This is a genomic window from Luedemannella helvata (assembly GCF_039528415.1).
GTDB lineage: Bacteria > Actinomycetota > Actinomycetes > Mycobacteriales > Micromonosporaceae > Luedemannella > Luedemannella helvata.
This window is the reverse complement of sequence record NZ_BAAALS010000023.1, coordinates 70,680-91,279: the sequence shown is the minus strand read 5'-3', so window position 1 is coordinate 91,279 and position 20,600 is coordinate 70,680. Positions and strand designations below refer to the sequence as shown.

The following is a 20,600-nucleotide window of genomic DNA, read 5'->3' as shown; positions in this document are numbered from 1 at the left end:
AGCGGAGGTGAGGGCATGACCGCCATCGCGATTGTCGGTATGGCGTGCCGCTATCCCGACGCGGACTCGCCGCAGCAGCTGTGGGAGAACGTGCTCGCCGGCCGGCGCGCGTTCCGGCGGCTGCCCGACGTGCGGATGCGGCTGGCCGACTACTGGGACCCCGATCCGGCCAGCCCTGACCGGTTCTACGCCCGGATGGCGGCCGTCATCGAGGGGTACGAATTCGACCGCGTCGGGTATCGGATCGCGGGCAGCACGTACCGGTCGACGGACCTGAGCCACTGGCTGGCCCTTGACGTGGCCGCGCAGGCCCTCGCGGACGCCGGCTTCCCGATGGCGGCCGGGCTGCCCCGGCAACGGACCGGGGTGGTGGTCGGCAACACCCTCACCGGCGAGTTCACCCGGGCCAACACGATGCGCCTGCGCTGGCCCTACGTCCGCCGTACGCTCATCGCGGCGCTGCGCGGCGAGGGTTGGGCCGATGACAAGCTGGCCGGGTTCCTGGACACGGTCGAGGCGCGGTACAAGCAGCCGTTTCCCGGCATCGACGAGGACACGCTGGCCGGCGGCCTGTCCAACACGATCGCCGGGCGGATCTGCAACTACTTCGACCTCGGCGGCGGCGGGTACGCCGTGGACGGCGCCTGCTCATCGTCGCTGCTGTCGGTGATCTCCGCCTGTCGGGCGCTGTCCGACGGCGAGCTCGATGTGGCCGTCGCCGGTGGTGTGGACCTGTCCATCGATCCGTTCGAGATGATCGGGTTCGCCAAGACCGGCGCGCTGGCCACCGGGGAGATGCGCGTCTACGACCGCAACTGCAACGGATTCTGGCCGGGCGAGGGCGCCGGCATGGTGGTGCTCATGCGCGAGGCCGACGCGCGGGCGCAGGACCGGCGGGTCTACGCGTCGGTCGCCGGTTGGGGGATCTCCTCCGACGGCAACGGCGGCATCACCCGACCGACCCTCGGCGGCTACCAGCTGGCACTGGATCGGGCCTACGGGCGGGCCGGCTTTCCGATCGAGGCGGTCTCCCTGTTCGAGGGACACGGCACCGGTACGGCCGTGGGCGACGAGAACGAACTGCGGGCGCTGTCGTCGCGGCGGACCGCGAGCGACCCGCCGGCGGCGATCGGCAGCATCAAGGCCATGATCGGTCACACGAAGGCGGCCGCCGGCGTCGCCGGCCTCATCAAGGCGGCGCTGGCGGTGCATGAGCGGATTCTGCCGCCGACGGTGGGCTGCGTCGACCCGCATCCGGTCCTGACGGAGCGGAACCCGTCGCTGCGCGTGCTGGCCGGCGCCGAGGCGTGGCCGGCCGGGCGACCGGTGCGGGCGGGCGTCACCGCGATGGGCTTCGGCGGGATCAACAGCCACGTCGTACTGGCGGGTGAGGCGCTCGCCGCGGAGCCGGCACGGGTCGGGCGCGCCCGCGCCATCACGGCGTCCCGGCAGGACGCCGAGGTGCTCCTGCTCGACGCCGGCACCGTCGACGAGCTCACGACGAAGGTGGAGCAGCTGGCCCGGTTCGTCCCCGTCCTGTCGTACGCGCAGCTCACCGACCTGGCGGTGACACTGCACGGTGAGCTCGCCGACCGGCCGTGGCGGGCGGCCGTCGTGGTCGACTCCGCTGACGCGGCCGAGGCGGCGCTGCGCCACGCGCTGGACTGTCTCGCCGGCGGCACCAGGGCGGTGCTGGACCCGCGCCGGCGGGTCTTCATCGGCCGCGCCGGCGAGGTCGCCCCCCGCATCGGCCTGTTGTTCCCCGGCCAGGGCTCCGGACGCGGCACCGACGGCGGCGCGCTGCGTCGGCGGTTTCCGCAGGTGGAGGCGGTATACCGGGATGCTGCCCTGCCGAGGGTCGATCCGCGTGGATCGGACGGCATAGCCACGGCGGTCGCCCAGCCGCGCATCGTGGCGGGCTCGCTGGCCGGACTCGCCGTACTGCGGATCCTGGGGCTGTCCGCCGACGTCGCGGTCGGCCACAGCCTCGGCGAGCTGTCCGCATTGCACTGGGCCGGCGCCATGGACGCGACGACGTTGCTGCGGGTGGCGAGGATCCGTGGCGAGACCATGTCCGAGCACAGCTCGCCCGGTGCGATGGCCGGGGTCGGCCTGCCCGCCGAGCGGGTCGAAGGGTTCCTGCTCGGTGAGCCTGTCGTGGTGGCCGGCTTCAACGGTCCCCGGCAGACGGTGGTGGCCGGCCCGGTCGAGGCGATCCAGCGGGTCGGCGCGCGGGTGGCCGGCACGGGCGAGGCCTGGGCCATGCTCCCCGTCTCGCATGCCTTCCACTCGCCGCTGGTGGCGCCGTCGGCCGACCGTCTCGCCGCGCGGTTGCGCGCCGCTGACGTCACGTTCGCACCGTTGACCCGCCGGGTCGTCTCCACCGTCACCGGTGCCGACCTCGACGGGGACACCGACGTGGTGGGGCTGCTGCGACGTCAGATCACCATGCCGGTCCGCTTCGCTCAGGCGCTGACGGCCGCGGCCGCGCAGGTCGACCTCCTGATCGAGGTCGGGCCGGGCCGCGTGCTGACGCGGATGGTCCCGGACGTCACCGACGTGCCGGCGCTGGCGATGGAGACCGACAGCGGATCGCTGGCCGACCTGCTCGCGGTCGCCGCCGCCACGTACGTGCTCGGCGCGCCGGTGCGCCTTGGCGCGCTCGTTGACGGTCGGGTGAGCCGGCCACTGCGCGTCGGCACGGAGTTCCGCTTCTTCGCCAGCCCGTGCGAGAGCGTCGAACCCGTGGCCGACGTGGTCGCCACGACCACCTCCGGTACGGCCTCCCCGGCGGTGTCCGGGCCGGTGCCGGTCGCGGCGGATCCGGACACCGACCTGCTCGCTCACCTTCGCCAGTTGGTGGCCGAGCGCGCCGAACTGCCGTATGAGTCGGTGCGGGAGGACAGTCGGCTCCTGGACGACCTGCACCTCAGTTCGATCACGGTCGGTCACATCGTCGACGAGGCGGCGCGCCAGGTCGGCCTCGCCGGCCTGCAGGCACCGACGAACTTCGCCACCGCCACCCTGCGGGAACTGGCCGACGCGATGGCCCAGCTCGCCGAGACCGCCCGGACGGGCGGCGGCACCGATGTCGCGGCCGTGCCCGTGGCCGGTGCGGCCGACTGGGTCCGCGCCTTCACCGTCGACCTGGTCGAGGTGGCACCGCCGCCCTCGGTGACCGTCGCTGCCGACGGGGACGACGCATGGCAGGTGCTCACCCCGCAGCACCCCTTCGCGGAGCCGATCGCCGGGGCGCTGCGACGGTCCGGGCTCGGTCCGGGTCAGCTGGCCTGTTTTCCCGACGGCGGTACGGCCGATGACCTGCTGCCTGTGTTCGCGGCGGCGCAGGCGGCCGTCGCAGCCGGCCAAGGGCGATTTGTGCTGGTGCAGCATGAGGCCGGCGCTGCCGCGCTCGCCCGGACGCTGCGCCTGGAGGCACCGCACGTACGGACCACCGTCCTGCGGGTGCCGACGCCGGCCGGCATAGACGGGCCGAGCCTGGACGCGCTCGTTCGCGCCTGTGTCGCCGAGGTCGCGGCCACGACCGGCTTCACCGAGGCGCACTACGACCGGGCCGGCAGGCGCCGGGTGCCGACCCTGCGTGCCCTACCTGCGCCGGTCGGCGGGCCCGATGCCGTTGCCGCGTTCACCGAAGGCGACGTCCTGCTGGTCACCGGCGGCGGCAAGGGGATCACGGCGGAGTGTGCGCTCGGGCTGACCGAGGGGACCGGCGCGGCAGTCGCGGTGCTGGGCCGCTCGTCGCCCGACGCCGACCGCGAGCTGATGGCCAACCTGACCCGGATGCGCGACCGGGGGCTGCGGGTCCATTACGTCCGGGCCGATGTCACCGACCCGGCGGCCGTCCGCGCGGCGGTCGCGGAGATCCGCGACGTCTTAGGTCCGGTCACCGCGGTGCTGCACGGCGCCGCCCGCAACGAACCGGCCGCCCTGGCCAACCTCGACGAGGGCGCGGTACGTGGGGCGCTCGCGCCCAAAGTGGACGGTCTCGACGTGGTCCTCGCCGCGGTGGACCGGGGCGAGCTGCGGAGCCTGATCACCTTCGGCAGTGTCATCGGCCGGTTCGGGCTGCACGGCGAGGCGCACTACGCGGTGGCGAACGACTGGCTCGCCGCCCGCACCCAGGCGTACGCGGACGAACATCCCGGGTGCCGGTGCCTGTGCGTCGAATGGTCGGTCTGGTCCGGCGTCGGCATGGGCGAGCGGCTAGCGGTCGTGGAGTCACTGCTGCGGCAGGGGATCGTGCCCGTGACGCCCGACCGGGGTGTCGAGATGCTACGGGCGCTGCTCGTCGACCCGCCGCCGAGTACCGTCGTGGTCGTCTCCGGCCGTGCCGGCGACCTGGAGACGGTCCGGATCGAGCGGCCCGAACTGCCGCTGCTGCGGTTCCTGGAGCGGACCCTCGTGTACTACCCCCGTGTCGAGCTGGTCACCGAGGTCGACCTGGCCGCCGACACGGACCCGTACCTGGCTGACCACGAGCTCGACAACACCATATTGTTCCCGGCGGTGCTGGGCTTGGAGGCGATGGCGCAGGTCGCGCTCGCCTGCCTGGACCCGACCGGGCCGGCGCGGGTCGCCTTCGAGAACGTGGAGTTCGCACGGCCGATCGTGGTGCCGAAGGGCGGTCGCACGACGATCCGGATCGCCGCCACCGTGACGGCGCCCGACCGGGTCGCGGTGGCGGTCCGTACCGTCGAGACGGGCTACGCGGCCGACCACTTCACCGCGACCGTCTCGACATCGGCACCGGTTGACGCCGAGCCCGACCCCGCCCCGCCCTCGGCCGGCCTGCCGCCGGTCCGGCTGGATCCGCTGACCGAGTTGTACGGCGGCGTGCTCTTCCAGGGCAAGCTGTTCCAACGCCTGCTGCGCTACCGCCGCGCGGCGGCGCGCGACGTCGACGCCGACCTCGCCGTCGTGGACCGGGCGGGCTGGTTCAGTCCCTTCCTGCCGGGCGACCTGCTCCTCGGCGACCCCGGTGTGCGCGACGCGCTGCTGCACGGCAACCAGGTCTGCGTGCCGGGAGCCATCCTCCTGCCGGTCGGTGTCGGCCGGATCGAACCCGCCGGCGACCGCCTCGAGGGCGAGGTGGAGGTCGCCTACACCGCGACCGAGCGCGAACAGCGTGGCGATATCTACGTCTACGACGTCACCGTCCGTGCGGCCACGGGCGAGGTGATAGAGCGTTGGCACGGTCTGCGACTCCGCGCGGTCCGGTCCGGCGCCGGGCGGCAGGCCTGGCCCGCGCCGCTGCTCGGACCGCATCTCGAGCGGAGCGTCGGCGCCCGGACGGGCCTGGCCATCGCGGTGACCGTGGAGCCGGACGCGGGTGCGGACCGGCGCGCGGCCACGGCGCTGGCCATCGGCCGGGCGCTGGGCGCGCCGACCACCGTGGCGTACCGGCCGGACGGGCGGCCGGAGGTCACCGGTCACCAGGTCTCGGCTGCCCACTGTGCCGGTCTCACCCTGGCCGTCGCCCGGCGCGGGACCCGCACCGTGAGCTGTGATCTGGAGCTCGTGCGTGGTACGAACCCGGCGGAGATTCTCGGTGCCGGAGCCCTACCGGGCGGCGCCGCCGCACTGGTCGAGGCGATAACGGGCGCCACGGGCGAGTCGCCGTCGAGCGCCGGCACCCGGGTCTGGTGCGCCGTCGAATGCCTCCGGAAGGCGGGGATCGCCGCCGGACCGCTGGTCCTCGCCACGGCAGCGGCCGACGGCTGGGTTCTGCTGCGCAGCGGCGATCTGATGGTGTCCACGTTCGTGGCCACGGTCCATGACGTCGCGCATCCGCTTGTTTTCGCCATCCTGGGACAGGAGGAGGGCTGAGAGGTGGCCGACTACTACGAGTACCGCCACGTCGTCGGGTTCGAGGAGACCAACCTGGTCGGCAACGTCTACTACGTGAACTACCTGAGCTGGCAGGGGCGCTGCCGGGAGATGTTCCTCAAGGAGCGCGCGCCGGGTGTCCTGGGCCTGCTCCGCGACGACCTGAAACTGTTCACCCTCAAGGTGGACTGCGAGTTCTTCGCCGAGCTGACCGCGCTCGACGACGTGTCGGTGCGGATGCGGCTGATCGAGTTGAGCCAGACCCAGCTGGAGTTCGGATTCGACTACCACCGCCTCGCCGGGGCGGCCGAGGACCTCGTCGCGCGGGGCCGCCAGCGCGTGGCGTGCATGCGCGGGCCGAACACCCGCACCGTGCCGGCCCGGGTCCCCGACGAGCTGGTCGCCGCCCTCTCCCCGTATGTGTCGACCACAGGCCACGGACGGCCGGGGTGACGGCCGACGTCCTGCCCGACCCGAAGGGACTGCGGTCGTTGCTGGCGACGTTCGCCACGGGCGTCACCGTCCTCACCGTCGGCGGTGCCACCCCGCGGGGCATGACGGCGAATTCGTTCACCTCGGTGTCGATGGAGCCGCCGCTTGTCCTCGTCTGCGTGGACCGGACCGCCATCATGCACGCGAGCCTGCACCGCGCCGGTGTCTTCGGCGTCTCGGTCCTCGCGTCGGACCAGGAAGAACTCGCCCGCTACTTCGCCGACCACGATCGGCCGCCTGGGTTCGCCCAGTTCGAACCGGTGGGCTGGCTACCCGGCGAGAACACCGGAGTGCCGCTCATCCGCGGTGCGCTGGCCTGGTTCGAGTGCCGGCTCTGGCGGATGTACGACGGTGGTGATCACTCCATCGTGGTCGGCAACCTGATGTCGGCGACGAGACTGGACGACGGAGCCGGCGCCCTGCTCTTTCACCAGGGCGGCTTCCACCGGCTGGACTAACCGCCGGTCGCGTGCGCCAGGGCACTGACGATGGCGTCGTCAGCGGTCCGGATCGACTCGGCCTTCACATCGGCGACGACGAACCTGGCCCGGGCGTTTACCTCGTACGGGCCGTGGGTAGCGACCATGCTCGTGCGCGCGAGCAGGTCTCCAGCCGCCTGCCCGCGCCAGCGCAGAACCGTGGTGAACGCGCACACGACCCACCACTCGCCGTGGGGCACGCCGACGAACCGGCACGGTCCGGGCGCGTTCAAGATGGTCGACGAGACAGGGCCGGTCGTCGGCCAGCCGTCCGCGAAAACCCCCACGAAGGTGATGCCGGTGATCTCCTCAGCCGGCGGGCGGACCACGGCGACCAGGGTGCTCTCGGCCGGTGCCGGCTCGCTCTGGCTCGCCAGGGGCACGTGGCCGCCGAGATCGCGGAACCGGGTCGGGGAGATGCCCACGGTGGAGGTGAAGGTCGTAGTGAACGTGCCGACGCTGGCGTAGCCCACCCGCGAGCTGATATCGGCGACGCGCATGGACGTGGTGACGAGCAGCCGCTTCGCCTCCTGCAGCCGCATCGCGGAGAGGAACCGGCCGGGTGGCAAGCCGGTGGAGCGTTGGAACAGGCGGCTGAAGTGGAATCTGCTGAAGCTCGCGACTCTGGCTAGCTCGCTTACCGTTACTGGCTCATGTAGTCTGTCACTCATCGCCAGGATCGCCTGGCCTATGGCGTTGTCCATCGCCGCATTGCCCATGACGCATCGCCCCCAGAAAACGGGTCGGGTTTCGACAGCGCCCCGGCTCTGTGGCCGGTGCTGCGGTGCGCGTTCCCCAGCGCGCGGCGCCGAGGAACATGGGACTGTCACTGTGACGCGAAACTGAGCGGTCCTGCGTGGTGGGTGGCAGTAGTGGGTGGCAATGGTCGGATGGCGAGATCGGGTCGGCCGGCTCGATCGCCAAGAACGACATACAAATGCTAACTGAGTTTAAAGCTGCGTTCAAGGGCGTCGATACGCGCCAGGAGGTCAGACGCGGTGGTGGGCGACGGGGACCCGCGTGCCCGACCGGGCGTGCGGATCCCCGCCAAGACCGAGCAGGAACAGACAGCGGGGTACGGCCGCCGGCGGGCCGGACGCGGTGACCGCGCCGCTCAAGATGGCCTCGATCGGGTCGAGCGCCCCACTTCCGAGGTCGAAGAACGTCCGGGCATCGGTGCCGATGCGCAGCGTGTGTCCGTCGGCCGGGCCGGGCCGGGTGACGACACTGCCCGCGTGCGCCGTGACGTGGAAGACCTCGCCGTCGACGTCGAACTCGTAGGTCTCGTCGGCCCGGGCCCGGGCCGGGTCGACCATCGCCTCGATCGCGAGGGCCGCCCACGATGCCCTGGTGATGGTGGCCCGTGACGCGTCCGGGCGGTCGGCCATGACGCTGAGCCCGAACCGGGCCAGCGCGAGCACCGACTCGCGCAGCCGTTCGCCCCGTTCGGCGAGTTCGTAACCGGCGGTCCGGCGCCGTTCGTCCAGCGGGCGGATGATGCCGGCGTCGGTCATGAACGCCAGCCGGTCGGCGAGGAGGTTGGTGCCGATGCCCGGCAGCGCGTCGACCAGTTCGCCGTACCGGCGCGGGCCGTTGAGCAGTTCGCGGACGATCAGCAGCGTCCACCGTTCCCCGACGATGTCGAGGGCGTACGCCAATCCGCACTGCTGGCCGTACGTGCGGCGCTCCCGCTGCTCCTTCATAAACAGATAGTATCTCTACTCGGGCGGAGTCAACCCCTGCAGACGGGCTGACTCCGCCTCCTGCGCCAGTCGGCGCAACGCGCCTATCAGGATCTCGCCCAGGATGGTGCCGGTGACGAGGCCTTCGACCATGCGGGCCGGCTCGCCGCGGGCGAGCACGGCCGCCACCTCCCAGGCCGCCATCCGTTCCACCGCCTCGGCGTAGGTCGGTAGGGAGCTGAGCAGGTCCGCCTGGTCGAGAGCGCGCATCGCCGCGATGGCGTCGGCGGCCACATCGAGCGCCGGCGAGCACTGGCTGACCAGCCAGCCGCGTTCGCCGACGAGCGTGACGACCTCCTCCCGCGCGGCCCGCCACCGCGGGTCGTCGGGGTCGCGGCGGGCCGGCGTAGGGCTCACCGCGCGGTGGGCGACGCCGAGCAGGTCGTGCCCGGCCAGGTCGGGGTTGTCGACCGCGGCGAGCACGTCGCGGACCGCGGCGATGGACAGACCGCCGACGTCGATCAGCGCCCGGATCAAACGGAGCCGGCGTACGTGCGCCTCGTCGTAGTCGGCCTGGTTGCGGCCGGTCGTCCGGCCGCCGGGGATCAGGCCCTCGCGCAGGTAGTACTTGATGGACGGGATGCTCGTCCCGCTACGGCGGCTCAGTTCGGCTATGCGCATCAGGCAGGGTCCCTCGCAGTCGGGCGTGACGACGTGGCGCACGGGACCCGTACGAACCGTTACGGGTGGGGCTCGCGCGGGTCTGATGCATCGTATCTACGCTGATGACAGCCGAGGGCGGCGCTGTAGGCGCGGTGCGTCCCACAACATCGCCAAGACGCATCAGCGCGGCTCGCTTACGTGCTGGTCCTGAAGGGACACCCGAATGAGGACACCGCGGCTATGCGCGCTGCATGACCCCTTGACTCGGCTCGTTTATGCTTCTAGCGACCTGGACAAACGTGCGTGAGCATGCCGCTGGGCCACCCAACTGCTGGGGGTCAAGGGGTCCTGGGTTCAAATCCCGCCGTCCCGACCAGCTCAGAGGGCATATCCGATCGACGGATATGCCCTCTACTGTTTCTGGGTGACTGAGAGGCCTCGCTGACCGGCCCGGCGGCGAAGTTCTCCCGCACGCCGACGCGGGTGCGGCGGGCCGCGCCGCCCGCTGGCGCCGACATCGACGAGGTGCTGCGGGAGCTGGGTCTGCCCCGGCCGCGGGGGCGCGGCGATGCTTGAACAACGCCATTGCTGGCATCGATGCGCGTAAGTAAAACTGGCGTCGGTGACGTAATCCTCGCAGCGCGAATCGGAGGCCGACCTGATGGAGTCGAGCACCATAGCCCAACCGCGACTTGAGGAGCTCCGCGCGATCGTTGCCGAGGTGCTCGAGCCGGAGCCCGAGGAGGTCGGCGACACCGGCGACTTCGTGGAGGAGTACGACGCGGACTCCTTGCGCGCGATCGAGATCGTCGCGCGGCTGGACATGAAGTACCAGGTCGAGATCCCGCAGTTCGAGCTGGCCGACCTGCGCAACCTCAAGGCGGTCTACGACGCGGTCGCGCGGTACGCGGGCTGGCAGGAGCGACCCGTGCGCCGCGTGGCGGTCACCGGTCTCGGCCCGGTCAGCAGCATCGGCATCGGCATCGGCGTGGAGGCGTTCGCCACCGCGCTGCGCGCCGGCCGTTCCGGCATCTCGCAGGTCACCAGCTTCGACGTCAGCGGCTTGCCGCACCGTAACGGTGGCGAGGTGCCGGGCTTCGAACCGCATGCCTCGGTCCGCCGGATCGACCCGGCCGAGTGGGGCCGCTCCAGCCTGTTCGCCGCCGCGGCGGCCCGGCTGGCCGCGGACGACGGCGGCTTCGACGAGGCCGGCTCGGTGCAGGAGCACGTGCGGCAGGTCGTGGTCCGGTGATGGCCGCCGAGCTGCCGCTGCTCGTCATTGCCGACATGCTCGGCCTGCCGCGCTCGGACCGGGCGCTGCTATTCGGCTGGAGCAACCAGCTCGTCGGCTTCGACGACCCCGAGTACAGCGGCGGGGACGTGGAGCGCTACCGGCGCACCTTCGCCGGGGCCTTCGCCCACGCGCTGGCGCTGGCGGCCCGGCGCCGGGCCGATTCCGCGGACGACCTGGCGAGCGTGCTGGCCAACGCGGAGGTCGATGGCCGGTGCCCGTCGGGCCGGGAGTTCTGCAACTTTCTGGCTGCTGCTCGTGGTGGCCGGCAACGAGACCACCCGGCACCTCATCGCCAACTCGCTGCTGGCGCTGGCCGAGCGGCCCGCCCTGCGGCGGCTGGCCGACGATGGCGCCACGCACCCGGCCGCGGTGGAGGATCTGCTGCGCTGGGTGAGCCCGGTGACGCAGTTCCGGCGCACCGCCACCCGCGACACCGAGCTGGCCGGGCGGCCGATCGCCGCCGGGGACAAGGTGGTGCTGTACTACGCTGCGGCCAACCGGGACCCGGCCGTCTTCACCGACCCCGACGTGCTCGACGCGGCCCGCGAAGCCAACCCGCACCTGGCCTTCGGCATCGGGCCGCACTTCTGCCTCGGCTCGCACCTGGTGCGGCTGGAGGCGCGGGCACTGCTCGCGGCGCTGCGGCCGGCGTTACGGTTGCGGGGCGCGCCGGTGCGGCTCGAGTCCAGCTTCGTCAACAGGCTGAAGGCGTTGCCGCTCCGGCTCGCCGGCTGACGGTCAGGGAGGCCGCCGTGTACAAGATTTCCGTGGTCATTCCGACGTTCGACAGGCGCGAGATGCTGCGCGCCACCCTGGAGTCGCTCGTCGCGCAGCGCATCGCACCCGGGGACTTCGAGGTCATCGTGGTCGATGACGGCTCGACAGACGGCACCGGCGAACTGGTGGCGCAGTTCGCGGACCGGCTGCCGCTGCGGTACCGGTGGCTGGAGCGCGACCTGGCCGACGTCGCGGCCAACGGGTACTGCGTGCCCCGGGTCCGCAACGCCGGCGCCGCCCTGGCGAGCGCGCCGATCCTGGTGCTGCTCGACTCCGGCGTGGTCGCCGGCCCGGACATGCTCACCGCGTACCTCGCGGAGCACGAGCGGGCGGCCGCGGCCGGCACCACCTGCGTCGTGGTCGGCTACGTGTTCGGCTACCACCGGTTGTGGCCGCTGGCGACTCTGGAGACCATGCTGCGCACCGGCACCCCCGAGGACGTCGTCGCGCAGATCGGTGCCGGCCCCAAGGGCCTGGACATGCGCCACAAGGACTTCACCACGACCGACGGCGATCTGCAGCGCTTCCGCGTGCCGTGGCTGATGTGCTGGTCGGCCAGCCTATCGGTGCGTGCCGAGGACTTCGCCGCCGTCGGCGGGTTCGACGAGCGGTTCCACGGCTGGGGCGTGGAGGACCTTGAGCTGGGGTACCGTCTGTTCCGCCGCGGCGTCCGGTTCGTGGGCTCGCGGGCGGCCTGGGCGATCGAGTGGCCGGCCCCCCGCGACCTGGAAAGGCAGCATCGCGACGCGAAGCGCAACATCGCCCTCTTCGTCGCCATCGCGCGCGATCCCGACGTGGAGCTGTTCGGGAGCCTGTCGATCCAGTTCCCGATCCGGGTGGTGAACCGGCAGCACGTGGCGCTGCACGAGTGGCGGGAGCAGGCCCGCGGGCTGGACCTCGCCGCCGACTACGCCCGCGCCCGCCCGTACGTGGCCGGGGCCACCGGCCCCATCGCGGTCATCGGCTGCGGCGGTGGGGTGCCGGCGTCCTGGCCCGCTTCGATCCTCGTCGACTTCGACGCGGACCTGCTGGAGCGGGCAGCCGCCGGCACCCCCCACACGCCGGTGCACGCGATCGGCATGCACACCGGCCTCGCCGACGGCGCCGCCGACCTGGTGTTCGTCACATCCCGGCTGAGCGGCCTGTGGCCCAGATGGTGCGGGCCCGTGCTCGCCGAGGCGAAGCGGATCGGCCGGCGCACGGTCGTGCTCTTCGACGACGCGCCCGTCAGCCCGCCGGAGGCTTCGCCTTCAGCTCCTCGATGACGAGGTCGGCGATGTCGCCGACGGTCCGGATCGCCTGCGCCCGCTCCTGCTCGATCGGGTCGAGGTCGAAGCGGTCCTCCAGCGTGAACGCCAGCTCCAGCAGGGCCAGCGAGTGAAAGCCCAGATCCTCGACCAGCCCGGCGTCCTCGGGCGCCTCGGCGGCGCCCTCCGGCGCCAGCTCCAGCACGATCTCGCGGACGACCGAGCGGATCTCCTGCTCGGTCATGCCCCCAACCAGCGTCCCGGGTCGACGAGGTCGAGTGGCTCGATCCCGGACGGGTGCTGTGGGCCAGGACCGCCGTGCGCTCCTCGGATCCGTGCTTCGCGCGCTCCGGCGGTTCGGCCCCCGGGCGGTCGGGCTATCCGGCGTCGCTGGTGGTCGAGGCCTTCGGTCAGGCGGCGGCGCTGCTGTGGTTGTCGCGCGACGGCGACCTGGTGGGCGCCGGCAGCGTGCTGATGCTCGTCGGGTCCGCGACTGGCGCCGGCACGGCCACGTGGCGGCCGGCGAGACGGTGCGCCACCATGTCGAGCCAGGCCTGGTGCTGGACGGCTCGGCGTTCGCCGGCGGCTTCAGCTATGCCGGCGAACGCTTCGTCGCCACGGTCGGTCGGCTCCTGCAGGACGGTGGCGCCGGCGGCGGTCGCCTGGGCGTAGTGCCCGTCGAGGTCGTCAACGGCGAGCAGCACGCCGTCGATGACGAACGGTGTGCTCAGCCATTTGCCGGCCGCCTCGCACACCTGCCGGTGGTGCTTCGGGCTCTGGTAGTGCGGGCTCGGTGTGGCCAGCATGACGACGCCGTCGCCGAGCGCCATCTCGCCGTGGCCGAGCACACCGTCGTCGTCGATCATGCGGGTGCGCTCGACGAACCCGAACGCCTTGCTGAGCCAGTCCATCGCGGCGGGACCGTTCTCGTAGGCGAGCATGGGCACGACGGTCGGCAGGGCGTGTTCTTCGGATATCTCTCAGACCTCCATGATCGGGTGGCGGAACTGCCATCGCTCGCCGAGCTCGCGGACTGTGATGGCCGGGTCGGCCAGCACGTGCTCGACGAGTCGCTCGAAGCCCTGGCTGAGCCCGCGCACCCAGCCGGTGACCTGGTTGTCGTAGACGATCATTATGATGACCCACTCCTCGTTGTGCATCAGCACGATGCGCAGGCCGAAGCGGGCCGCGCGATGCTCGCGCGGCAGCAGCACGTTCTCCGCGGTGACGTCACCGAGATCGATGCGGGGCGGCCACATCCGCACGGCGTTGAAGACGACCTCGTCCGGCCGCACGCCGCCGGCGCCGCCCGAGACCGACGGCGGCAGCAGGTGGAACGGCAGGCCCTGGTGCGCCACCGCCTCCTCCACGGTGCCGTGCACGCGCCGGGCCAGCTCCAGCAGCGGCTCGTCGGGACGGACCTGCTCGCGCAGCAGCACCATGTTCTCGAAGAAGCCGACGGTGTCGGCGACCTCGGAGCGGCGGTTGGCAACGGTCGATGCGATGGTGATGTCGTCGGCCGCGGTGGCGGCGTGGACCATCGCGTAGAACAGCGCGAGCGTGCCGGCGATCAGCGACACCGACCGGTCGGCCAGCAGCCGCCGCAGGTCGCGCGCGCGCTCGCCGACTAACTTGGCCTCGTCGACCAGGACCGTTACGTCGGCCTCGTCCCCGGCGTGTCGGGGCAGCGGAAACGGCCGCATGCCGGCGCGGCGGTCCCGCCAGTATCGCTCCAGCTCGCCCCGGGACCCGCCCGCGAGCGCCTCGCCCTGCCAGTTCACCCAGTCGAGGTACGACCACTCCGGGGCCGGCAACGGCCGCGCTGTGTAGCCCGCGGCGAGCGACTCCGAGATGATCTCGAGGGAGCGGTAGTCGGTGACGAGATGGTGCATGGTCAGGCACAGCACGTGCACCTCGTCGCCGGTGCGGAACAGGCTCAGCCGCACGGGCCAGGCGGAGACGTCGATGCGGCGGGCCACCTCGGCTGACAGCGCCTCGTACAGCGCCTGCTCGGGGTCGGGGGCGCCGCGCAGGTCCTCGGCCGTGAGCGGCACGGGGCGCGGTTCGTGCACCACCTGGGTGAGGCGGCGGCCGTGGTTGGCGAGGGTGGTGCGCAGCGCCTCCTGCTGCCGGAACAGCTGCGCGCACGCGCGTTCGAGGTCGGCCACCCGCAACGCGCCCTGCAGCCGCCACACGAGCGCCTCGTTGAAGCTCCCGTCGCCGGTGCCGCGGTAGTGCTCCATGAGCCACAGCAGACGCTGGCCGACGGAGGCCGGACCCTCAGACATGCTCACGCCGCCGGAGTCTAGTGCGGTGCGGGGCTGTTCGGCACCGTTGCGCCGACCTCTCAACCGATCGTAGTGTCTCGATGTCCTATCGTGCCCGGCTCACTGACGCACTGTGGGGGAACCATGAACACGCGGGTCGCGATCCTCGGTGGCGGACCGGCCGGTTCGGCCTGCGCCATCCACCTCGCCCGGCTGGGCATCCCGTCGACCATCGTGGAACGGGAGGCGTTCCCACGGTTCCACATTGGAGAGTCGCTGACGGGTGAGTCGGGCAACCTGCTGCGCGAGATGGGGCTCGAGGACGCCATGGCCGCCATGGGCAACCCGGTCAAGCACGGCGTGCGTATCTACAGCCCGACCGGCCGGGACTGGTTCTGGTTTCCGGTCAAGCGGCGCGACCCCCGCGAGGGCCTGCAGGATACCTTCACGTGGCAGGTGCGGCGCTCCGCGTTCGACGCCATGCTGCTGGACCGGGCCCGCGAGCTCGGCACGGAGGTCATCCGCGGTCGGGCGAGCGATCCGATCGTGCGCGACGGCGCCGTGTGCGGCGTGCGGGTAGTGCCCGAGGATGGCGGCGCGCCCCGCGAGCTGGCCTCGGACGTGCTCGTCGACGCGACCGGGCAGGCGGCGTTTCTGTCCAGCACGGGCGTTGCCGCGCCGAAGACCCGCGGCGTCTACGACCGGCGGGTGGCCGTCTACGGGCACTTCAGGAACGTCCTGCGCGACCCGGGCGACGGGGCCGGCAACACCCTGCTCTTCTTTCGCGAGGCCGGGCTGTGGAGCTGGTTCATCCCGATCGACGACGAGGTGACGAGCATCGGCCTGGTTGCCTCCGCCGAATATCTGCGCCGCCACGGCGAGTCGCGGGCCGACTTCCTCCTGCGCGAGCTGCGCGAGTTCAACGCCGAGCTGAGCCGGCGGGCCGCCGCGGCCGAACTCGACGGCGAGGTCCGGGCGTCGGCGAACTACTCCTACCGAATCGAGCGGTTCTCGGGCCGCGGCTGGCTGTGTGTCGGCGACGCGCACCGCTTCATCGATCCGCTGTTCAGCTTCGGCGTCAACGTCGCGCTGCAGGAGGGCCGGCAGGCCGCGTTCGCCATCCGCGACTTCTTCGACGGCAAGGCGGCCGACGCATCGCGGCCCTTCCACGACTTCGAGCTGTGGGCCGAGTCGGGCCTCGATGTGTGCCAGACCGTGCTCGACGGCTTCACCTTCCACACCTTCGCGTTCGGGCTGATCCAGTACGAGCACGGCGACGACTTCATCGACCTGCTCGCCGGGCGGGTGTGGGACGACCCCGGCTACACCGGGCTCACCCGCCTGCGATCGGTGGTCGCGGAGGCCGGCGCGGACCCGGCCGCGGCCGACCCGGCGGGCGCCGGCACATGACCGACGACGCCGGGGCGGGTCCATGGTGGTGCGGCTGTGGCTGGCCTGCCTGGTCACCCAGGAGCTGCTCACCGCGTACCTCGGGCGCCTCGGCGCCCGCGTCCGGCTCGTGTGCCTGCCCCACGCCGGGTGCAACGCGGCCTTCTACCGCCCGGGGGCGACCGCCCTGCCGGCGTGGGCGGAGCTGACGCGGCCGGGGCGTCGGCCGCAGCGGCTGTTCATCTTCGTGCGGCAGCCGGCGCGGTACCACCGCCGCGTCAGCGTCGACCTCGGCGATGACGACGGCCTCTGGGCCGAGATGGGCCGGCTGGGCGGCACCGGCGGGGAGGCGCTGGACAACCCGGTGCTGCGCGCGCTGGCGCTGCCGGCGCGGCCGGCTTCGTGCTGCGAGTGCTGCCGGGCGATAGCTTCTATCTGGTACCGCAGCGCGCCGCCGTCCTGCGCGAGGTGGCCGAGGGCCTCGCCGCGATCCCCGTCCGCGACGCCGGCCACCTGACGCGATTCCCATCGGCCTTCACGCGATGGCGTACGCCCGCGCGTGGATGCCGTACATCTCGGCGTAGCGGCCGCCGGCGGCGACGAGCTCGTCGTGCGTGCCCCGCTCGCTGATCCGTCCCTTGTCCATGACCAGGATCTGGTCGGCGCCGGCGACGCTGGAGAACCGGTGCGAGACCACGATGACGATGGCGCCGGCCTCCTCGGCGAGGCTCCGCGCGCGGGTCATGTACCGCTTGAAGATCGCATGCTCGCTCGGCGGGTCCAGCGACGCGGTCGGCTCGTCGAGCGCGAAGAGCACGGGCCGCCGGCGCATCGAGGCCCGGGCCAGCGCGGCCTTCTGCCACTGGCCCTCGGAGAGGTCGACCCCGCCGAGCGAGCGGCCGAGCTGGGTGTCGAGCCCGTCGGGCAGGCGCCGCACGAGGTCCTGCGCGTCGGCCCAGCGCACCGCCTGCTCGATACGCTCCACGTCGTCGATGTGCTCGAGGTCGCCGAGGCCGACGGTCTCGCCGAAGGTGGTCTGGAAGCGGCCGAAGTCCTGGAAGATCACGCTGGCGTGGCTGCGCCAGCCGTTCGCGTCGAGGTCCTGCAGATCGATGCCGTCGACGAGGATCGTGCCGCTGTCCGGCTGGTAGAACTTCATGAGCAGCTTGACGAGGGTGGTCTTGCCCGAGCCGTACTCCCCGACCACGGCGACCACGGAACCCGCGGCGAGCCGGACGCTGACGTCGTCGAGCGCGGGCCGCGTCGTGCCCGGATACGTGAAGCTCACATGGTCGAGCTCGATGCCGTCGCGCAGGGTGTCGGGCGCGGGCTGGCTGCCCTTGCGGCGAGCGGACTCGGCCGCGACGTAGTCCCGCAGCCACAGGTACGGGTCGATGAGCCGGCCGGCGCCGGCCGTCTCCGCGGTGCGGTGGACCGTCATCTGCACGGCGAGGCGCAGGTTGATGAGCACCGTGATGGCCAGGACCACGTCGCCGACGGTGCCCGCGCCGCTGACGGCCCCGTTGGCGACGGCGGCGAGCCCGGCCCCGAAGGCGGCGGTGAACAGCAGCCAGCCGGCCAGCTGCCAGCGGGCGCCGCGGATACGGGCCCGCAGCTGGACCTTCGCGACGTCCTGCCACGCCTCGGCCTGGCGGCGTGCGCACTCCGGCCCCGCGCCGGCGGTGCGGATCTCCTTGCTCGTCGCGGCCTCGGTGGCGAGGTTGAACAGGTGTCGCTGCAGCCGGAACGACTCAGCGGTCTCGGTCTCGGCGGCGTTGACCATCCGCTGGGCCCGCTGCTCGAACCACAGCGGCGCCGCCGCGAACAGCAGCAGTACCAGCAGCCACGGGTTGACCGCGCCGAGGACGACCAGCAGCACGGCCAGCCGCGACATGTTGAACACCGAGTCGACCGCCACCCACATGCCGAACACCAGCCCCCACGCCGCGCCGCGCACGACGGTGACCCGGTCGAGGAACTCGGCCCGCTCGAGATGGTCAAGCCCTTCGATGGCGGCGATGTCGTGGTCGATCTGGGGCTGCAGCTCCAGCAGGCCGATCCGCTCGACGAGCACGAAGATGATGACCGTGTCGAGGCCTTCGAGGTGGGCCATCGCGCAGTAGGCCAGCGCCGCGACGAGCCCGGCCACGACGGCGGTCCGCGGGTCGTGGTCGATGACGGCGTTGACCACGTCGCGCAGGGCGAGGGCCGTGATCGCCACCAGCACCACGGAGAGCAGCTTGCAGACGATCAGCGCGCTGGTCTGGCCGGGATAACGCTTCCACGACAGCCACAGGAGCTCCAGCCAGAACCGGAGGTACCGTTTCACAGCAGCTCACCCTCTTCGATACGGTCGTCGTAGCCCTGGCTGAAGCGCTGGGCCTGGATCGCGAACAGCTGCTCGTAGGCGCCGCCGAGGGCCATGAGCTCGTCGTGGGAGCCCGACTCGGTCACCTTGCCGTGCTCGATCAGCGCGATGCGGTCCGCCTGGCGCACGGTCGAGAGCCGGTGCGAGATCAGCACGACGGTCGCGTCGCCCTTGTGCGCGACCAGGCGCTGGAATACATCGAACTCAGTCAGTACGTCGAGGTGCGCGGTCGGCTCGTCGAGCACGAGCACTCGCGCGCCCATCCGCACCGCGTAGAGCGCCCGGGCGAGCACCACCTGCTGCCACTGCCCGCCGGAGAGCTCCACGCCGTCGGTGCGGTCGCGCGACAGCGGCGTGTCCCAGCCCAGCGGCAGCTCGGCGAGGACAGGTTCGAGCCCGGCGTCGCGCGCGGCCGCCTCCAGGGCCGCGCGGTCGATCTCACCCGGGTGCCCGAGCGTGATGTTGTCGGCGATCGAGAGGTGGTACCGGATGAAGTCCTGATAGACGATCGCGAGCCGGCGCCGCCAGGCGGTCACGTCCAGCTCCCGCAGGTCGGCGCCGTCGACGCACACCCGCCCGCCGGTGGGCTGGTACAGCCCGGCCAGCAGCTTGATGATGGTCGACTTGCCGACGCCGTTGAGGCCGACGATGCCGACCAGCTCGCCGGGGCGCACGTCGAGGCTGAGCCGGTCGAGGATGAGCCGCTCGGTGCGCGGATAGGTGAACGACACCTCGTCGAAGCGGATCTCGGGTGCCCCGGCGGCCGCGGTCACCGGCGCGGTCCCGGGCGGTTGCGCTGCGGCCGGGGCCGGTGCGGTGGGCGCCGCCGGCCCCCCGTCGGCCAGCGCGTTGCGCAGCTCGACCGTGGCGCGCAGGCAGGCGATCGCGCCGACCGGGTCGCGCACGTCGTTGTAGATGAAGACCTGGAAGACCGCCCAGGCCGCGGTCAGCACCGCGGTGGCCACGGCGGCGGTGACCCGCCCGTCGGCGGCGCCGTCGGAGACGACGGCGTAGACCAGGGTCAGCGGCAGCACGATGACGGGCAGCTGAATCCACTGCTGGCGCAGCTGCCGCCCGCCGAGGGCCCAGACCGGCTCGAACATGGCCCGCGTGTGGTGCTGCATGCGCTGCACGACCCAGGCGGCGAGGCCGAAGATGCGGGTCTCCTTGCCCTCGCCTGAGGAGACGATCGCCGGCTCCCACTTCTCCGACCGCAGGCCCTCGTGCATACCGCGCTGCCACTGCAGGTACCACTCCAGGTTGCGGCGGCGCTCCAGCGAGCGGTACAGGAAGGCCGGTACCACAATGATCGGTATCAGCCACCAGGCGTAGCGGGCCAGGACCAGGCAGGCCGCCGCCATGCCGACGACGGCCGTGATCGCGTCCAGCTGGGCCAGCGCGCCGTCGGCCGGGGTGCGCTGCGTCCAGTTGTCCGGGTCCGCCCGCGCCTCCCGCACCAGGCCCTGGACCTGCGGGCTCTCCAGCGCGCCGATGCCGGGGCCGGAGCCGGTCAGCCGGGTCAGGGACCAGCGGTGGGCGCCGTCGATGCGGACCCGGGCGAGGTAGAACAGCGGCTCCTTGGCGGCGTCCATGAGGTGGCCGATGCCGGTCATCACCGCGAAGGCCAGCAACGGCAGCAGGATCAGCGCCGACGCCGAGGCGTGCTCGACGCTGCTGACGAGGTAGGCGACTGCGACGGCCGTCGCGGTGGGCACAAGGCTCGCGATCAGCAGCACCGCGCTGATCGCAACGATGAGCGTGGGACCGGCCGCTCGCAAGGCTTTGAGGAGCAGGATGCGGTCGGTGATCAGTGTGGCCATGACGATCGGCTCCTCACGGCTGCCTGCGCGGCAGCGGCGCTGGCGGCTTCCCGCGGCGGCGCCCGAGAACTCCCTGTAATGCCCGGGCGGTTCACGATCGTATCGACGAAATTCGACGTCAAGCAAGTCCGTGCGCGCGTGGATCAGCCGCCCGAGGGGCGCGCCTCGAGTTCGGCCAGCAACCGCTTCGACGCGACGGCGCGGTAGCCGTCCTCGCCCAGCTCGGCGATCTCGACCCAGTCGACGTCGCGGTCGGCGCCCCGTGGCTGGGCCGC

At 72.2% G+C, this 20,600-nt stretch carries 16 protein-coding genes and 1 pseudogene; 9 read left to right on the top strand and 8 right to left on the bottom strand.

Annotation, left to right across the window (positions count from 1 at the left end):
- The first annotated feature begins 15 nt into the window (after positions 1 to 15).
- The 3 genes from ABD191_RS21410 to ABD191_RS21400 are packed head-to-tail and all read left to right on the top strand — an operon-like array spanning position 16 to position 6,797.
- Entirely contained in the window at positions 16 to 5,847 is a 5,832-nt protein-coding gene (locus ABD191_RS21410; RefSeq protein ID WP_344084922.1) for a type I polyketide synthase, read from the top strand.
- Between the two features lie 3 nt (positions 5,848 to 5,850).
- Positions 5,851 to 6,300 (top strand): acyl-CoA thioesterase, encoded by a 450-nt coding sequence (locus ABD191_RS21405; RefSeq protein WP_344084919.1) that lies wholly within the window; start codon positions 5,851 to 5,853, stop codon positions 6,298 to 6,300.
- Complete coding sequence (locus tag ABD191_RS21400) at positions 6,297 to 6,797, top strand: flavin reductase family protein (protein ID WP_344084916.1); 501 nt, start codon at positions 6,297 to 6,299, stop codon at positions 6,795 to 6,797. The genes ABD191_RS21405 and ABD191_RS21400 overlap by 4 nt, the downstream gene beginning before the upstream one ends.
- Here the strand turns inward: ABD191_RS21400 and ABD191_RS21395 are convergent.
- The 3 genes from ABD191_RS21395 to ABD191_RS21385 all read right to left on the bottom strand — a co-directional run bounded on the left by ABD191_RS21395 (position 6,794) and on the right by ABD191_RS21385 (position 9,181).
- Positions 6,794 to 7,489, bottom strand: coding sequence for a helix-turn-helix domain-containing protein (locus ABD191_RS21395; RefSeq protein ID WP_344084913.1), 696 nt, complete (start codon positions 7,487 to 7,489; stop codon positions 6,794 to 6,796). The genes ABD191_RS21400 and ABD191_RS21395 overlap by 4 nt on opposite strands.
- A gap of 318 nt (positions 7,490 to 7,807) precedes the next feature.
- Complete coding sequence (locus ABD191_RS21390; RefSeq protein WP_344084910.1) at positions 7,808 to 8,521, bottom strand: winged helix-turn-helix transcriptional regulator; 714 nt, start codon at positions 8,519 to 8,521, stop codon at positions 7,808 to 7,810.
- A 15-nt stretch (positions 8,522 to 8,536) separates the two neighbouring features.
- Entirely contained in the window at positions 8,537 to 9,181 is a 645-nt protein-coding gene (locus tag ABD191_RS21385; protein WP_344084908.1) for a MerR family transcriptional regulator, read from the bottom strand.
- 643 nt (positions 9,182 to 9,824) lie between these two features.
- Between ABD191_RS21385 and ABD191_RS21380 the strand changes: the two are divergent.
- The 4 genes and pseudogenes from ABD191_RS21380 to ABD191_RS21365 form a co-directional block, all read left to right on the top strand.
- A pseudogene (locus ABD191_RS21380) lies at positions 9,825 to 10,073 on the top strand (acyl carrier protein); the annotation flags it as partial.
- 18 nt (positions 10,074 to 10,091) lie between these two features.
- Positions 10,092 to 10,415 carry a beta-ketoacyl synthase N-terminal-like domain-containing protein gene (locus ABD191_RS21375; RefSeq protein WP_425560796.1) on the top strand — a complete coding sequence of 108 codons (324 nt, stop codon included), beginning with the start codon at positions 10,092 to 10,094 and terminating at the stop codon, positions 10,413 to 10,415.
- Between the two features lie 246 nt (positions 10,416 to 10,661).
- Positions 10,662 to 11,192 (top strand): cytochrome P450, encoded by a 531-nt coding sequence (locus tag ABD191_RS21370; RefSeq protein WP_344084905.1) that lies wholly within the window; start codon positions 10,662 to 10,664, stop codon positions 11,190 to 11,192.
- Between the two features lie 17 nt (positions 11,193 to 11,209).
- Positions 11,210 to 12,499, top strand: coding sequence for a glycosyltransferase (locus tag ABD191_RS21365; protein ID WP_344084902.1), 1,290 nt, complete (start codon positions 11,210 to 11,212; stop codon positions 12,497 to 12,499).
- Here the strand turns inward: ABD191_RS21365 and ABD191_RS21360 are convergent.
- The 3 genes from ABD191_RS21360 to ABD191_RS21350 form a co-directional block, all read right to left on the bottom strand.
- The gene (locus ABD191_RS21360; RefSeq protein ID WP_344084899.1) at positions 12,462 to 12,725 is read right to left on the bottom strand and encodes an acyl carrier protein; all 264 of its coding nucleotides are present in this window, start codon (positions 12,723 to 12,725) and stop codon (positions 12,462 to 12,464) included. The two genes, ABD191_RS21365 and ABD191_RS21360, sit on opposite strands and share 38 nt — an antisense overlap.
- A gap of 166 nt (positions 12,726 to 12,891) precedes the next feature.
- Positions 12,892 to 13,422: a VOC family protein gene (locus ABD191_RS21355; RefSeq protein ID WP_344084896.1), complete on the bottom strand. Its 531-nt coding sequence runs from the start codon at positions 13,420 to 13,422 to the stop codon at positions 12,892 to 12,894.
- Positions 13,423 to 13,461: 39 nt separating this feature from the next.
- The gene (locus ABD191_RS21350) at positions 13,462 to 14,769 is read right to left on the bottom strand and encodes a condensation domain-containing protein (protein ID WP_344084968.1); all 1,308 of its coding nucleotides are present in this window, start codon (positions 14,767 to 14,769) and stop codon (positions 13,462 to 13,464) included.
- 123 nt (positions 14,770 to 14,892) lie between these two features.
- Between ABD191_RS21350 and ABD191_RS21345 the strand changes: the two genes are divergently transcribed.
- On the top strand, positions 14,893 to 16,158 hold the full coding sequence (locus ABD191_RS21345; RefSeq protein WP_344084893.1) for an NAD(P)/FAD-dependent oxidoreductase: 1,266 nt from the start codon (positions 14,893 to 14,895) through the stop codon (positions 16,156 to 16,158).
- 22 nt (positions 16,159 to 16,180) lie between these two features.
- The gene (locus ABD191_RS21340) at positions 16,181 to 16,654 is read left to right on the top strand and encodes a hypothetical protein (protein ID WP_344084890.1); all 474 of its coding nucleotides are present in this window, start codon (positions 16,181 to 16,183) and stop codon (positions 16,652 to 16,654) included.
- Between the two features lie 18 nt (positions 16,655 to 16,672).
- On the opposite strand, the gene ABD191_RS21335 is transcribed toward ABD191_RS21340, so the two are convergent.
- On the bottom strand, positions 16,673 to 18,466 hold the full coding sequence (locus ABD191_RS21335; RefSeq protein ID WP_344084887.1) for an ABC transporter ATP-binding protein: 1,794 nt from the start codon (positions 18,464 to 18,466) through the stop codon (positions 16,673 to 16,675).
- Positions 18,463 to 20,325, bottom strand: a complete 1,863-nt coding sequence (locus tag ABD191_RS21330; protein WP_344084884.1) for an ATP-binding cassette domain-containing protein — start codon at positions 20,323 to 20,325, stop codon at positions 18,463 to 18,465. Before ABD191_RS21330 ends, ABD191_RS21335 begins: the two co-directional genes overlap by 4 nt.
- Positions 20,326 to 20,600 lie beyond the last annotated feature (275 nt).